The sequence below is a fragment of the Streptomyces sp. NPDC102437 genome (genome assembly GCF_044765565.1).
In the GTDB taxonomy this organism is placed as follows: Bacteria; Actinomycetota; Actinomycetes; order Streptomycetales; family Streptomycetaceae; genus Streptomyces.
This window is the reverse complement of record NZ_JBIWKI010000001.1, coordinates 317,938-332,837: the sequence shown is the minus strand read 5'-3', so window position 1 is coordinate 332,837 and position 14,900 is coordinate 317,938. Positions and strand designations below refer to the sequence as shown.

The 14,900-nt window shown below is 71.3% G+C and carries 11 protein-coding genes; 6 read left to right on the top strand and 5 right to left on the bottom strand.

The annotated features are described in order from the left end of the window. The first annotated feature begins 181 nt into the window (after positions 1-181). Positions 182-1,729 carry a sugar transferase gene (locus ACIRJP_RS01455; protein ID WP_404167625.1) on the top strand — a complete coding sequence of 516 codons (1,548 nt, stop codon included), beginning with the start codon at positions 182-184 and terminating at the stop codon, positions 1,727-1,729. 75 nt (positions 1,730-1,804) lie between these two features. Here the strand turns inward: ACIRJP_RS01455 and ACIRJP_RS01450 are convergent, their stop codons facing one another. Then, on the bottom strand, positions 1,805-2,788 hold the full coding sequence (locus ACIRJP_RS01450; RefSeq protein WP_404166996.1) for a GDP-L-fucose synthase family protein: 984 nt from the start codon (positions 2,786-2,788) through the stop codon (positions 1,805-1,807). Positions 2,789-2,916: 128 nt separating this feature from the next. Here ACIRJP_RS01450 and gmd point away from each other — a divergent pair, with 128 nt between their 5' ends. From gmd to ACIRJP_RS01430, 4 genes are all read left to right on the top strand, one after another. Further along, positions 2,917-3,930, top strand: coding sequence for a GDP-mannose 4,6-dehydratase (gmd, locus tag ACIRJP_RS01445; RefSeq protein ID WP_404166994.1), 1,014 nt, complete (start codon positions 2,917-2,919; stop codon positions 3,928-3,930). A gap of 100 nt (positions 3,931-4,030) precedes the next feature. Continuing rightward, positions 4,031-6,289, top strand: a complete 2,259-nt coding sequence (locus tag ACIRJP_RS01440; RefSeq protein WP_404166992.1) for a LamG-like jellyroll fold domain-containing protein — start codon at positions 4,031-4,033, stop codon at positions 6,287-6,289. Then, complete coding sequence (locus ACIRJP_RS01435; protein WP_404166990.1) at positions 6,286-6,984, top strand: hypothetical protein; 699 nt, start codon at positions 6,286-6,288, stop codon at positions 6,982-6,984. The genes ACIRJP_RS01440 and ACIRJP_RS01435 overlap by 4 nt, the downstream gene beginning before the upstream one ends. Beyond that, on the top strand, positions 6,981-7,808 hold the full coding sequence (locus ACIRJP_RS01430) for a glycosyltransferase family 2 protein (RefSeq protein ID WP_404166988.1): 828 nt from the start codon (positions 6,981-6,983) through the stop codon (positions 7,806-7,808). The genes ACIRJP_RS01435 and ACIRJP_RS01430 overlap by 4 nt, the downstream gene beginning before the upstream one ends. Here the strand turns inward: ACIRJP_RS01430 and ACIRJP_RS01425 are convergent. Beyond that, a complete protein-coding gene (locus tag ACIRJP_RS01425) occupies positions 7,780-8,970 on the bottom strand; it encodes a glycosyltransferase (protein ID WP_404166986.1) in 1,191 nt (396 codons plus the stop codon). The genes ACIRJP_RS01430 and ACIRJP_RS01425 overlap by 29 nt on opposite strands. 106 nt (positions 8,971-9,076) lie before the next feature. On the opposite strand from ACIRJP_RS01425, the gene ACIRJP_RS01420 reads away from it, so the two are divergent. Beyond that, positions 9,077-10,588, top strand: coding sequence for a hypothetical protein (locus ACIRJP_RS01420; protein ID WP_404166984.1), 1,512 nt, complete (start codon positions 9,077-9,079; stop codon positions 10,586-10,588). Here ACIRJP_RS01420 and ACIRJP_RS01415 read toward each other — a convergent pair. From ACIRJP_RS01415 to ACIRJP_RS01405, 3 genes are read right to left on the bottom strand one after another with little or no spacing between them, the layout of a single operon-like run. Next, the gene (locus ACIRJP_RS01415) at positions 10,551-11,801 is read right to left on the bottom strand and encodes a hypothetical protein (protein WP_404166982.1); all 1,251 of its coding nucleotides are present in this window, start codon (positions 11,799-11,801) and stop codon (positions 10,551-10,553) included. The two genes, ACIRJP_RS01420 and ACIRJP_RS01415, sit on opposite strands and share 38 nt — an antisense overlap. Further along, the gene (locus tag ACIRJP_RS01410; protein ID WP_404166980.1) at positions 11,798-13,468 is read right to left on the bottom strand and encodes a lipopolysaccharide biosynthesis protein; all 1,671 of its coding nucleotides are present in this window, start codon (positions 13,466-13,468) and stop codon (positions 11,798-11,800) included. The genes ACIRJP_RS01415 and ACIRJP_RS01410 overlap by 4 nt, the downstream gene beginning before the upstream one ends. After that, the gene (locus ACIRJP_RS01405; protein ID WP_404166978.1) at positions 13,465-14,730 is read right to left on the bottom strand and encodes a glycosyltransferase; all 1,266 of its coding nucleotides are present in this window, start codon (positions 14,728-14,730) and stop codon (positions 13,465-13,467) included. The genes ACIRJP_RS01410 and ACIRJP_RS01405 overlap by 4 nt, the downstream gene beginning before the upstream one ends. Positions 14,731-14,900 lie beyond the last annotated feature (170 nt).

The following is a 14,900-nucleotide window of genomic DNA, read 5'->3' as shown; positions in this document are numbered from 1 at the left end:
CCAAGAGATCCGGCGCGGAACGGGACGAGACCCGAGTCAGTGTGCATGTCTGAACTTCACGAGAACTCCAGCGAAATGGCACGTCTGTGGATATCGTGCACCGAGCGAGGGCGCATCCGTCAGTCCATGAGATCGGCGGATGCGCCCCGTTTGTGACGATGCGACTGTGACTGGGGGGTTCATGGGGCATGTCGAGCTACCCGATTCGGACAGATCAGGACCCGTCGGACTGGCGGGGGCGCCACGTCCACGTACCGTCTCGAATCGGCCTCGCAGCAACGGACTCGATGAATTGTGGAGGACGCCGGCCACACCGCGCGAGCGGTCCGGACCGGCACCCGCGAAGAGCAGGGCGAGTCGGCGCGTACCGGTCGTGGTCGGCACCGAACTCCTCGGCCTGGGGGTTCCGGCCCTGCTCGTACTGCGTACCGGCGGGCAGTCCCGGGCCGCGCTGGCCGCGGCCGTGGCCGCACTGGCGTGGTCCGGCCTGCGGGCCGTACGCGGCAGGTACGCGGAACGGTCCCCGGGCGGACCACCGGGGGTACTGAGCACGGCCGGCGACTGGTTGCTGCTCATAGGCGTGCTCGCCGTGCTGCACACGGCGAGCGGCGACGCGCTCGACCCCGCGACGGCCTTGGTGGCGTTGCTGCCCGGCCTGCCGGCCGGCATCGCGGCGCAGGCCCTGCGGCGACTGCCGTGGCCGGGGCGCCCGCCACGGGCGGTCCGGCGGGTGCTGGTGGTGGGCGAGGCGCCGGGCGTCGACCGCGCCGTCCGGCTGCTCGCGTCCCGCGCCGACCATCCGTACGCGGTCGTGGCCGCCGTCCCGGTGGGGACCGCACCGTTGGAGTGCGGGGTCCCGGTGCCGGGCCGGCTCGCACCGGCGCCGGCCGACGACGATGTCTCGACCGTACTGGGCGGGGCGTTCGCGCAGGACGCGGACCTGGCGCTGGTGGTCCCCGGGCCCCAGCTCTCCGAGGAACGGCTGTGCCGGCTCTCCTGGGGACTGCACGACGGCGGGCTCGCACTGTCCGTGCTCCCGGGGCTCTCGGGCATCGCGGCCGGCCGGGTACGGGCCACCGCCGCCGCCGGGCTCACCCTGCTGCACATCGCGCCCCCGCTGCGCCGTGGGCCGCAGCCGGCCCTGAAGGCCGTGGTGGACCGGGTCGGCGCCGCCCTCGGCCTGCTGGTGCTGACACCCCTGCTGGTCCTGATCGGGGCGGCGGTGCGGTTCGGCTCCGACGGGCCGGTGTTCCACCGCCAGATCCGTCAGGGGCAACACAACCGGCCATTCACGATGTGGAAGTTCCGCACCATGGTGACCGACGCCGAGAGCCACAAGCAGCGGCTTCTCGCCACGAACGAGACCGACGGTCCGATGTTCAAGATGCGCCGCGATCCCCGGGTGACCGGAATCGGCCGTCTGCTGCGCCGGACGTCCCTCGACGAGCTCCCACAGCTGCTCAATGTGCTCCGCGGTGACATGTCGCTGGTCGGCCCGCGCCCTCCGCTGCCGGAGGAGGTGTCCCGGTACGACGAGCGCGAGTTCCGGCGGCTCTCGGTGAAACCGGGGCTGACCGGTCTGTGGCAGGTCAGCGGCCGCTCGGACCTGTCCTGGCAGGAGACGGTCTCGCTCGATCTGTGGTACGTCGACAACTGGTCGGTGGCCACGGACATGGGACTCATGGCCCGTACGCTGCGCGCCGTCACCGACGGCCGCGGGGCGTACTGAGAGCGGCGGCCGTCGATGCGAGGAGTGCCAAGTACCTTTCCGGACAAGTCCGTTCGGCCGTCACCGCGATCCGGATCAGGTCTGCGCGGGCTGCTGTTCCAGCCACCACGCGTATGTCTGGGCGATCCCGTCACGCAGCGCGATCCTCGGCGCGAAGCCGAGCGAGGCGAGCCGGGAGACATCGAGCAGTTTGCGCGGGGTGCCGTCGGGTTTCGTCGTGTCCCATTCGACGCACCCCTGGTATCCCGTCACGTCCTTGACCACAGCGGCCAGTTCACGGATCATCAGATCGCTGCCGCAGCCGATGTTGACCGGCTCGTCGCCGTCGTATCGCTCCAGCAGCAGGAGGCACGCGGCGGCCAGGTCGTCCACATGCAGGAACTCCCGGCGCGGGCTGCCGGAGCCCCAGAGCCTCACCGCGGGCGCACCGTCCCGGCGCGCCTCGTGGAAGCGGCGGATCAGCGCGGGCAGCACGTGCGAGGACTCCAGGTCGAAGTTGTCGCCCGGACCGTAGAGGTTCGTGGGCATGGCGCTGATGTACGAGGCGCCGTACTGCCGTCGATAGGAGCGGGTCTGCACGATTCCGGCGATCTTGGCCAGTGCGTACGCCTCGTTGGTCGGCTCCAACGGACCGGTGAGCAGGGCGCTTTCGGGGATCGGCTGCGGAGCGAGCCTGGGGTAGATGCAGGACGAGCCGAGGAAGAGCAAGCGCTCGACCCCGGCCGCGTGCGCCCCGGCGACGACGCTCAGCTGGATGCGCAGATTGTCCTCCAGGAACTGCACGGGGTACGTGCTGTTGGCCATGATCCCGCCGACCCTGGCGGCGGCCAGCACCACGGCCTGCGGACGGACCTCGCGGAGGAACACCTCGGTCCGTTCGGCGTCGCGCAGATCGAGCCGGTCGCGATCGCGGGTGATCACCTCGTACCCCTCGTCGGTGAGGCGGCGCACCACGGCCGAGCCGACCAGGCCGCGGTGGCCCGCGACGAACACGCGGGCACCGGATCGTAGGAGGGAACGGACGGATTCCTGGGGAGTGCCGGGGAGATCAGTCGTCATGGCCCGGATTCTGCCAGCACCAGCAGTCCGCGGTGACGTTTTGCCGCAGAACGCTCAATCCCGATATTTCGTCGCGAAATATTCGGTGCGGAACAACAGCCACTAAAGCGACCAGAGAAGAGGGAGTCGTGGCGAAGACCGCGCTCATCACCGGTGTGACCGGACAGGACGGCTCGTACCTGTCCGAGCTGCTGCTCGACAAGGGGTACACGGTCCACGGCCTGATACGCCGCTCGTCGAGCTTCAACACCGAGCGCATCGACCACATCTACCAAGGACCGGAGGAGGAGAACCGCTCGTTCGTCCTGCATCACGCCGACCTCGCCGACGGGGTCGCGCTGGTGAACCTGCTGCGCGACATCCGGCCGGACGAGGTCTACAACCTGGGTGCGCAGTCGCACGTCCGCGTGTCGTTCGACGCACCGCTGTACACGGGTGACGTCACCGGTCTCGGCACCATCCGGCTGCTGGAGGCGGTCCGTGCGAGCGGGATCGACACCCGGGTCTACCAGGCTTCCTCGTCCGAGATGTTCGGCGCCTCGCCGCCGCCGCAGAACGAGGCGACGCCGTTCCATCCGCGCAGCCCGTACAGCGTGGCCAAGGTGTACTCGTACTGGTCCACGGTCAACTACCGTGAGGCGTACGGCATGTTCGCGGTCAACGGGATCCTCTTCAACCACGAGTCCCCTCGCCGCGGCGAGACCTTCGTGACCCGGAAGATCACTCGCGGGGTGGCCCGGATCAAGGCGGGTCTGCAGACCCATCTCCATCTGGGCAATCTCGATGCCGTACGCGACTGGGGGTACGCGCCCGAGTACGTCGAGGCGATGTGGCGGATGCTCCAGTGCGACGTCCCGGACGACTATGTGGTGGCCACGGGCGAGGGCGTCAGTGTGCGGGAGTTCCTGGAGTACGCCTTCGCGCACGCGGGCCTGGACTGGCGCGAGCACGTCCGCCACGACGCCAAGTACGAACGCCCCAGCGAGGTCGACGCCCTGATCGGGGACGCCACCAAGGCCGAGGAGCTCCTCGGCTGGAAACCGGTCGTGCGGTTGCGGGAGCTCGCCAGGATCATGGTAGAGGCCGACATCCGCCAGCTCTCCGACCAACTGGCCGGGGCGGCCGTGCGGGTGGACCGATGACACCGTCCTGCACCAACACGACAGCCGGCACCACCGCACTCCTGGTGGAGCCGTGCGCCGCGGCGGTCCGGCCGCGGCCCGTTCTCACCTTCGGAGCTGAATGATGAACGCAACCACGGGCCGCAGACCCGTACGCAGCAGCCGGGTAGGTGCCGCCGCCGCGCTCTGCCTGCTCGCCGGAGCACTGTCCGCCGCCGCGTCCGGGGGCTCCCCGGCCGCGGCCCTCACCCCGCCGGTCTCGCTGACCGCGGACGACCTCACCACCTGGCAGACCAACGGAATCGTCTGGTCGATGGCCGCGTCGGACGCCGGTGTCGTCTACACCGGCGGCACCTTCTCCACCGTACGGCCGCCGGACGCGGCGGCCGGTACCTCGGAGCAGCCCGCGGTGAACTTCGCCGCCTTCGACGCCGCGACCGGTGCGCCGACCGGTTGCAGCCTGTCGTTCACCCTCTCGTCCGGCACGGCCACCGTACGGGCGCTGGCACTCTCACCGGACCAGAAGACTCTGTACGTCGGAGGGCAGTTCGGGTCGGTGAGCGGTGTCGGGGTCAGCAACATCGCCGCGATCGACACCGCGAGCTGCACCCCGCGCCAGGACTTCAAGGTCTCGGTCTCTGCGACGGTGCGGGCCCTCGCCGTCACCGCCGACACCGTGTACCTGGGCGGTGACTTCAACACGGTGGCCGGACAGGCCAGGAACAAGTTCGCCGCGGTCACCACGGGCGCCGCGCTGAAGCCGTGGAAGGCCGACGCGGACGAGATCGGCCGGGCAGTCGAGCTGACACCCGACCGCAAGCACGTGCTGCTCGGCGGCAACTTCTTCAAGGTCAACGGCGCCACGTCGCACGCGCTGGCGGTCGTGGACGCCACGACCGGGGCGGTGACCAAGAGCTACCCGGCCGGGTTCATTCCCAACACCTCCACGGTGCAGGACCTCGCCACGGACGCCACCGGCTTCTACACCGCCAACGAGGGCACCGGGGGCGGTGTCTTCGACGGCCGGATCGCTCTGGACCTGAGCGACTTCGAGCAGCGCTGGCGGGACACCTGCCTCGGCGCCACCCAGGCCGTCCTGGTGCACGACGGCGTGCTGTACAGCGGGAGTCACGCCCATGACTGCGCCACCATGGGCGAGTTCCCCAATCAGCCGCGCAAGCATCTGCTGGCCCAGTCCGTCGACGACCCGAAGCTGCTGCCCTGGTTCCCGGACACCAACGACGGTATCGGGGAGCCGGTCGGGCCCCGGGTGATGGCCCAGACCGACAAGGGCGGTCATCACTACCTTTGGGTCGGCGGCGAGTTCACCACCGTCAACGGCGTCGCGCAGCAGGGTCTGACCCGGTTCGCCGACGGCCCTGACACCGGGGCCCCTTGGGTACCCAACGTGACCCTGTCCACTATCGCGCCGGGGAAGGTGGTGGTCGACTGGCAGACCAGCTTCGACCCCGACGACGGGGAACTCACCTACCGGATCTACAAGGACGGCGCGAGCACCCCGGTGCACACCACGACGGGCTACTCGCTGTTCTGGGACCGGCCGCAACTGAGGTGGACGGACACGGACGTGGCGGCGGGCGAGACGCACTCGTACCGGATCAGCGCGAGTGACGGCACCAACACCAGCGCCAAGTCGGCCGCCGTGTCCGCCACCGTGACCTCCACGGCCGAGAAGTATCCCGCCAAGGTGCTCGCGGACGGAGCTTCGCTCTACTGGCGGTACGACGAGACCGCCTCGACCCTCGCGGGCGACAGCAGCGGCGGGCGGAACAACGGGTTCGTACGCAACTCCCCCACCCGGCGGGTGACCCCGGCCGCCGTCGCGGGCCCCTCGACCGCGATCGGCCTCAACGGTTCCACGCAGTACGTCTACAGCAACAAGCGCCATCCGCAGCCGGTCAGGTTCTCGGTGGAGACGTGGTTCAGGACCACGACCGCCAAGGGCGGGAAGATCATCGGCTTCGGCAGTCTGACCATGCAGAACAGCACCCAGTACGACAAGCACGTGTACATGCGCGACGACGGCCGGCTGGTCTTCGGGGTGCACAGCGGAAGTACCAGGACCGTCACCACACCCGGCGCTTACAACAACGGAGCCTGGCACCACGTGGTCGCCACGCAGGGCCCCGGCGGCATGGCGCTGTACGTCGACGGGAAGCTCCGTGCCTCGAACGCGCTGTACACCGGCAACGAGAAGTACGACGGCTACTGGCGGGTCGGCGGGGACAATCTGAAGGGCTGGCCGTCCAAGCCGACGAGCAACTTCTTCGCCGGACAGATCGACGAGACCGCCGTCTACCCCACCGCGCTGAGCAGCGCGCAGATCAGTGCCCACTACGCGCTGAGGACAGCCGGATGAGGCATCCGTTCCGGGCCGGTGCCGCCGTCGTCGTACTGACGGCGGCGCTGGCCGCCTGCGGCTCGTCCTCCGAGGGGCGGGACGGTGCGAGCGGCGCCGGAACCACGGCCACGCACGCCCCGCTCGCCGCCCCGACGGCCGGGCCCGCCGCCACCGCCACCACTGCTGCCCCCTCGGCCCCGCGCACGAGTGAGCCGCCGAAGCTGCCCAGCGATCGGCTCACCCCGGCCACCGGTTCGTTCACCCGGAAGGAGAAGGAGTATCTGGTCGACCGGGTGCCCAGGGGCATGGACCCCGCGGCGGTGCTCCAGACCGGTCAGGAGACCTGCGACCGGCTGCGGTTCCTGGTCAAGGCCGACCGGGACGTCGCGGTCGGTGCGATCGTGACGGGCGAGATCGCCGATGCGCGACCCGCCGTCGAGCACCTCTGCACCCAGCACCGGGACCTGCTGCGGGAGGCCGACCGGGGATACGCGGACGGCACATACCGCAACGAGCAGATCCGGCCGGGTCGCTACCGCGACGTCTCCCCCACCGGAGACTGCACCTGGCGGATCGCCGGCGCGGACGACAGGACCCTGGCCTCCGGCTCCGGCTCCGCCGGAAAGCGGACCACGATCACCGTGCCCCGGCAGGCCCGTGTCTTCACCTCCACAGGCTGCTACGCCTGGCTGCCCGAAGGAGAGCTCGGATGAGCAAGCTGCCGATAGCCGTGGCGATCCCCACGAAGAACGAGGGGCTCAACATCGCCGAGGCGGTGACGTCGGTACTTGGCCATTTCGAGGCGGTGGTCGTCGTCGACTCGCACAGCACGGACGAGACGGTGAAGATCGCCGAGGAGTGCGGTGCCGAGGTGATCACGTACACCTGGGACGGCGGTCATCCGCGCAAGAAGCAGTGGTGTCTGGACCATGTCCGCACGGACCTGGACTGGATCCTGCTGCTCGACGGCGACGAGCGGATCGGTCCCGGGCTGCTGGCCGAACTGCGGCAGGTCTTCGCCGGCCCGGCCGCGCCCAAGCCGGCGGCGTACGACATTCCGCTCGGCTACTGGTTCTCCGGGAAGCGGCTGCGACACGGCTACACCATCCGGAAGCGCTCACTGACCGACCGCACCCGCTGCCGGTATCCGGAGGTGGGTGATCTGGACGCGCCGGGCATCGGTGAGGTCGAGGGCCATTACCAGCCGGTCGCGGATTCGGTCGGCTCGCTCCGCAATCCGATCGAGCACCAGGATCTCGACCCGGTCACCGCCTGGTTCGAGCGGCACAACCGCTACTCGGACTGGGAGGCGTGGCTGGAACACCACCCCGAAGTCAAGGAACAGGTACGCAGGGTGAAGTCGCGCCAGGGGCAGCTGTTCCACAAGGCACCGTTCAAGCCCCTCGTGTCGTTCGCCTACATGTATCTGTACCGGCGGGGGTTCCTCGACGGGCGGGCGGGGTTCGACTTCGCGCTGGCGATGAGCTTCTACCGCTGGCAGATCTCCCTCAAGTCCCGTGAGGGGAAGACCGTTTGACCCGTACACCCCTCCGGCGGACCACGTCCTCGTAGGTCCGCCGGAGGGTGGCGGTCACGGCCTCGATGGTGAAGTCCTCGTTCACCAGGTTCCAGGCGGCCCTGCCTGTACGGGTGTTGGACTCCGGTTCGAGGAGTTCCAGGACGGCGGCGGCGACCTTGAGGGCGTTCTTCCCGTCCTCGCCGACCCGGCTGTCGATCACCCGGCCCGCGCCCGCACGTGCCACATCGGGGCCGAGTCCGCAGGTGCGGGTGATGACGACGGGGGTGCCGACCGACATCGCTTCGAGGACGGACACACCCAGGGGCTCCTCGATCGACGGCAGTACGTACACATCGGCCCGCCGCCCCGCCGCCAGGACCTCCTCGTGACCGAGCGGCCCCACATGGTCGAGCGATCCCAGCACTCCCAGTCTGCGGGCGAGTTCAAGGGTCGCGGGCAGCGCGCCGGTGTCGGGACCGGCCAGCACGAAGCGGGCGTCCGGGTGCCGGGCCAGGACCGCCGGCATCGCGGCGACGAAGTCCTCCGGGCGCTTGCGCTCCTGGATCCGGGCGAGGAAGAGGACCGTCGGCGGCCGCCCGGACTCCCGGCCGGGTTTGATCTCCTGCGGGCGCACTCCGTTGACCAGCCGTACGGTCCGGGTCAGCGGGACCGGTGCGGCGACGGCGTTGACATCGAGGCGTTCCGTCTCGGTGAGGTGCAGTACGGCGTCGGCGCCGCGCAGCACCCTGCGCACGCCCAGCAGATCGGTGAGCCGGGCGACCCGGTTCTCGGTGGGGTCCACCATTCCGTGCGTCTGGACGACCAAGGGGGTGCGGGAGGCCAGGGCGAGCAGCGCGGCGGGCAGTGTCACCAGGTCGCGCATCAGGTGGACATGGACGAGGTCGGCGCCGCGCATCATGCGGTACGCGGTGCGCAGGAGCGCACCGGATGTGATGCCGCTGACCTCGAACGCGGGGAGCAGATGGCGTGCCTGGAAGAGATGGGCCGGCACTCCCTCGATCGCGCGCGGGAGGGGGCCCTCGAAACCGTCTCCGAGTGCCATGATCCTGGCGTCGTCGCCGTCGGCCCGCTGGACCTTCGACAGGTTGAGCGCCACCCTGGTCGGGCCGCCGAACGCGTGGTCCGGAGTGTGGAGTGTGACGACGTGCAGGATCTTCACCAAGGTTCCCCTCAACCGCGGCCGACGATTCACAGACTAGTCATCCAAACCCCCCAAGTGGGTTGATTCGTTAGAGTGTTCACCGGTCCACGGAAACGGGGAGCACATGACGTCCGTGCACGAGGCGGCTCCGTCCGCGCCCGTACCGGAGCACGGCCCGCGAGAGCCGGGCCACGCGCAGGCCCGGCCAGGTTCGTGGGCGATGCTCTCGCGCGCCCTGGCCGTGCCCCTCATCCTCGCCCTGGTCTGTTTCCTGCCGGCGGTGATCGCCGCGCAGCCCGGCACAGGGGTCCGCGACACCGCGTACTGGCTGCAGCTGGTGCTGACCTGTTATGCGGGGATCCGGCTCGCGACCATGGTCCTTTCCACCCGGCGGCGCCTGTTGCAGGGCGTCTTCTGGATGTTCGTCTACATCGCGATGGGCGTGGCGCCGTTCGCCCAGGCCGTCATCGGGCAGACGCCCACACCGATGGTCGGGCCGCGGTCGGATCTGGTGACGGCCGTCGCGCTGATCCTGGTGGGCTGCGCCGCATTCGATCTGGGGGCCCTGCTGGCGTCGCGACGGCCGCTGCGGCGGCGGGCCGCCGCGCGCTCCGGGGGCCGCCCGGCGGTGGCGCACCCGGGGCGGCTCGGGCTGCTGGTGCTGCTGGCCTTCGCGGCGAGCGGCTACTACATCCTGAAGGTCGGCGGGCCGGCGGTCTTCTTCACCAGCCGTCAGGAGATCAGCGCCTCGGTCGCGGGGAGCGGGGTGGGGTCGGACGGGTCCAATGTGGGGTCGGCCTTCCTCAAGGGCTTCGGCACGGTGCCCGCGCTCCTGGCGCTGCTCTTCTTCACCCGTCGTCTGGTGACCTCGCGCGCGGCCCGGCGCTCCCCGTCGACGGTGCTGGTCTGGGCCGGGCTGTTCGTCCTCAATGTGATCGTCAACAACCCGGTCTCCAATGCCCGTTACTGGTTCCTGACGGTACTGGTCTCGCTGCTGTTCACCGCCTTCCCGAGCAGCGCGGCGATGTACCGCTCGGTGCTGGCCACGGGGGTGGTCGGGGCGTTGGTGCTGTTCCCCTACGCGGACCGGTTCAGGTACGACAGCGCCGGGTACCGGCCGGTGGACTCGTCGTCGGTCTTCGAGCCGCTGGCCACCAAGGACTACGACCAGACGGTGATGTTCGCCAACACGATCACCTGGGTCGACACCCGCGGCCACACCTACGGGCGTCAGCTGGCGGGCTCCGCCCTCTTCTTCGTGCCCCGGTCGGGGTGGAGCGGCAAGCCGGAGGACACGGGGGTGCGCGTCGGTCAGTGGATGGGGATGAACATGACCAACCTGTCGGCGCCGCTGTGGACCGAGCTGTGGGTCGACTTCGGTGCGCCGGGCATGATCGGTGCCCTCGCGCTGATCGGGTACGCCGCCGCCCGTACCGACCGGCGGTACGCGCGGGCCGTCTCGCGGGACGGTCCGGGGCCCGGCAGCGTCCTGGCGGTCACCGCCCCGCTGGTCGCCGGGTACGCCTTCATCCTGTTGCGCGGTCCGCTGCTGCAGTCCGTCGGCAAGCCGGCCGTCGCGGCGCTCTGTCTGCTGCTGGTCACGAGCTTTCGCCAGGACGGGCGGCGCCCGCGCTGAGCGGTGCCCGTACCGCGGCGCTGCGGTTCGCGAGCCTGGCCACTCTGGTCCAGGTGGCCACCGCCTTGCACCCGGAGCCCAGGCACAGGCCCCAGGCCGCGCCCTGGACCCCGCCCAGCGCATAGCCGCCGATGAGGAAGGCGACGGAGGCGAGGGAGAAGGCCACCTGGATGGCGAGCGTGGTGCGCGGGTCGAGCATCCGCAGGGCCAGCAGCCCGCAGGTACCGACCGCCATCGCCGCGTACTGGCTGCCGGTCGCCGGGAGCAGGGCGGCGGCCGTGGGCCAGGTGTCGCCCAGCAGCCGGCGTCCGACCGGGGCGGGCAGCAGGGCCAGTACGGTGGCCCAGGCGGCGGCGCCCGCCGCGAGGACGGCCGCGAGGAGGGCGGCGGCCCGCACCCTGCGCCGTTCGCCGGCGAGTCTGCCCAGCAGGGGCGGGCCGAAGCCGGTGGCCGAGGTGAACAGCACGTTCAGCGGCCCGAACAGGGTGGTCGCGCCACGCAGCGCGCCGACCACCAGCGGGTTGCCGACCGCGCCGAGTCCGAGCACGGAGAGCTGGCCGGTGGCGTTGCCCACCGCGAACTCCACCACGAAGCGCCGCCCGAGGTGGCCCCGCCGCAGCAGGAGCCCCGGCCGCACCGTTGCCCCGGCCACCCTCCGGTGCAGCAGGGCGGCCGACAGGATCAGGGCCGGCAGCGCGGCGAGCCCCCACACCGCGACGAGCCGGGCGGCCGGAGCGCCATGCGGTTGCAGGGCCAACGCGCCCAGTACGCAGACGAGTCGCAGGACGTCGCCCGCCAGCGCCAGGTGCGGCAGGTGCAGGGTGGAGAAGGCATAACGCATGGTGTCCTGGCCCAGCACCACCGGCAGGACGAATCCCAGCGCCATCAGAGCGTCCGCGGTGGCGCCCCGCACCAGCAGGCAGACGCCGGCCAGGGCCGCGCCCAGCACCGCCGCCGCGAGCAGGGTGAACGCCACCGCCGACCGGCAGGCGCCGCGCACCTCCTCGGTCCCGCCGCGCCGCAGCACGAGCGGCTGCCCGGTATAGGCGCCGGACACGCCCAGCAGCACCGTGAAGACGAGGTAGACCGCCGAGAAACGGGCGAACTCCGCCAAGGTGGAGAGCCGGGCGGCCGTCACCAGCACCAGGATGTTGGTGAGCGCGGCCACGCCCTGGTCCGCGACCGAGCAGACGATCGCGGTACGTGCCCTCATCTGTGTCCGGCGGTGGAGTCGAAGGGGCGCAGCCCCAGCGTCTCGGCGGGATCACCGGTGTGTTCCGGCCCGTGGCCCGCTTCGTCCCGGGCCGGCCGGCTGCCCGGCCGGCGCTTGGCGGCCTTCCGGCGGGCCCGGCGCTCGTGGCGGCTCAGGCCGGGGTGCAGCAGGGCGCCGAGCACGGAACCGCCCGCGGCCCCGATGATCTCCCGGATCCGCTCCAGGTCGCTGCGGTGGACCTCGCGCGGGTCGCAGACCACCACGACGCTCTCCACCCGGTCGATCAGCGCGACGGCGTCGGCGTACGACAGTACGGGCGGGGCCAGCACGATGACGACGGCGTCGGGCCGGTCGCCCTCGGCGACGATCCGGCCGACGGGTGCCGATGTCAGGGCACGCGGCACGTTGTCCGTACGCCGGCCCGCTATCAGGGTGAAGGCGCCCGCCCCGGGTACGTCCACATTCATCTGGCTGTCCGACGGCCAGGCGCGCCGGCCCCGGGTCGCCCAGCGCGGCCGGGAGCCCTGCGCCGCCGGGCCCAGGTCCCCGGCCAGTGCGGGGGCGCGCAGATCGGCCTCGACCAGGATCACGTCGCGTCCCATCTCGGCGAAGGCCGCGGCCAGGTTGGCCGCGGCGGCGGCCGCCGCCGCGCCGTCCCCGCGCGGGGCGGTGACCAGTAGCCTGCGGCGCTCGGCGAACGACGGATCGTAGGCGAGCCGGAAGGCGACCGCGCGGTACTCCTCGGCGAGCCTGCTCCCGCTCCGCCCGATGGCCAGCGGCGAGCCGCCGTACGCACGCTCCCTGGGCAGGGTGCCGAGCAGGGGCGCCCCGAGCGAACCGACCAGTTCCCGGGTCGAGCGCACGGCCGGGTCGAAGACCAGGCGGACCCAGGACAGCAGCAGTCCAAGGGCGAGTCCGACGACACCGCCGAGCCCCAGCAGCAGCGGCAGTCCGGCGCCGGTGGGCTCGCTCGGGGCGGCGGGCTTCTTCGTCAGGTAGCCGGGGGTGGTGTCCAGCGCGCGCAGCTCGGAGATCTTCCGGCTGAGTTCGGAGATCGCGACCACGAGGTTGGCCCGTGCGCTGGTCACGTCGTTGCTGCTGCCGGTCTGCGCCGCCAGCTGGTCGCGCTGTTCGGTGAGCGGGGTCAGCTGGGCGCGGTAGCCGTCGACCATGTGGGCGATGCTGTTCTCGGTGCGCTGGCGGCGTATCTCCAGGTAGGCGTCGGCGAGCGCCTGGGACCGTGCCTTCGCCAGTGCGGGGGTGCGGCCGGTGTAGGCGAAGCGGAGCACGAGGGTGTTGGGCGGGTTGGTGACCTGGAGACCGGAGAGCAGCGGCTCGACCGCCACCCGGTCGCCCTGTCCGGCCAGGGTGGTGACGGCCAGGGTGCCCACGGTGTCGCTGACGGCGGTCTGCCGCTCGGAGCCGATGTTGATGCCCTTGTCGGCGGAGGCACCGGCGGCGAACGGGTCCGAGGCGGCGGAACGGACGACGACCTCGCCGGTCGATGTGTAGCTCTCCTCGCCGCTCAGCGCGAGCCAGCCGCCTCCGAGCAGCCCGACGACCACGCCGGAGGCGAGCAGGGCCCGGTAACGCAGGAGCTGTCGGAACTGGTCCCTCAGCAGCGCGGGTTCGTCCTGGTCCTCCAGGGCGCGGATCGGCTGGTTCATCTGCGTGGTCTCCCTTCGGCGTCCGCGAGGACCTCGGTGAGCAGGGCGTCGAAGCGGGCCAGGCCCGCCTCGCGGCCCAGGTGACGTGCGACGTACTGGGGTCCGTTGGCCCCGAGCGCGTCCGCCCCGGCCGGCGCCTCGACGAGCTTGCGCACGGCCGACAGCAGCGCCGCGGGGTCCTGCGGGGCGACGAGGAGCCCGGCGCCGGACCGCTGGACCTCCGCCGCGGTGCCTCCCCCTTCGGCGACCGACGCCACCACGGGCCGGCCCGAGACGAAGTAGGAGGTGAGCTTCGAGGGGACGCTCATGTCGAGCACGGAGGCCCGCTGGGTCACCGCGAGCACGTCGGCGGCGGCGAGGATGTCCGTGAACTCGCCCGCGTCGGCCGGGGGCAGGAAGTCGAGGTTGCGCAGGCCCGCCGCGCGCGCCAGCAGCGCCTCGCGCTGATTCCCGTCGCCCATGAGCACCACGCGGATCTCCGGCGCGAGCCGGGCCGCGTCGACGAGGACCTCCAGGCCCTGTTTGAGCCCCATGTTCCCGGAGTGCAGGACCACCGGGGTGCCCTCGCTCCAGCCGAGGCGCGCCCTGGTCCCGGCCCGGTCGGCGGAAGGGGCCGGCACATGCGACCAGTTGGGCACCGTACGGATGCGTCCCGGGTCCACGCCGTACGCGGTGACGCGGGGCACGAAGCTCTCGTGGATGACGCCGACGAGGGCCGCGGAGCGCAGCGCGTACCGTTCGGCGGCCGAGGCGACGGCTGCCGCACGGCCGCCGCCCCGGATGCCGCTCTGCGCGGCGGCGGCACCCATCAGATCCTGTACGACGGGTATGTACGGGGCTCGGTGACGGCCGGCCAGCCGGGCACCGATGACGCCCCCGGCGAGACTGGGCACCTGCGAGAACACCGCGTCGGGCGGACTGGAGGCGGGCGGCGACAGCAGCCCGTGCCCCAGCACCGTCGCTTCGAACGCGGCTCTGCGCAAAGCCGTTTGACGGGACGGCACATAGTGTCTTCGCCGGTGCACGGTGACCCCGGCCCGCTTCTCGGCGACCCGCCACACCCCCCGGTACTCCGCTTCGGTCCGCCAGGACGGGTAGTGCGGCATCCCGGTCAGTACGTGGGTGTCCGCCCCGGCCGCCGCCCAGTGCTCGGCGAGCTGCGCGGCGTACGGGCCGATGCCCGTCAGCTCCGGCGCGTAGTTCGTCGAGACGACCAGCAGGGTACGGCCCTCGAACGGCTTGTGACGATCGGCATCGGACATGGAAGCTCGCCTTCCCCCCGGAACATTCGGTGTTCCCCCAAGGAACAGCCCCAGACTCCCCTCGGGGAACAGCCCCAAAAGCGAGCTTATCCGTTCACGAGATGCGCAAGTGGTCTTCACAGTAAGGTCGTTGCTCCATCAACACCGATACCGATATCCCACCGCACCGG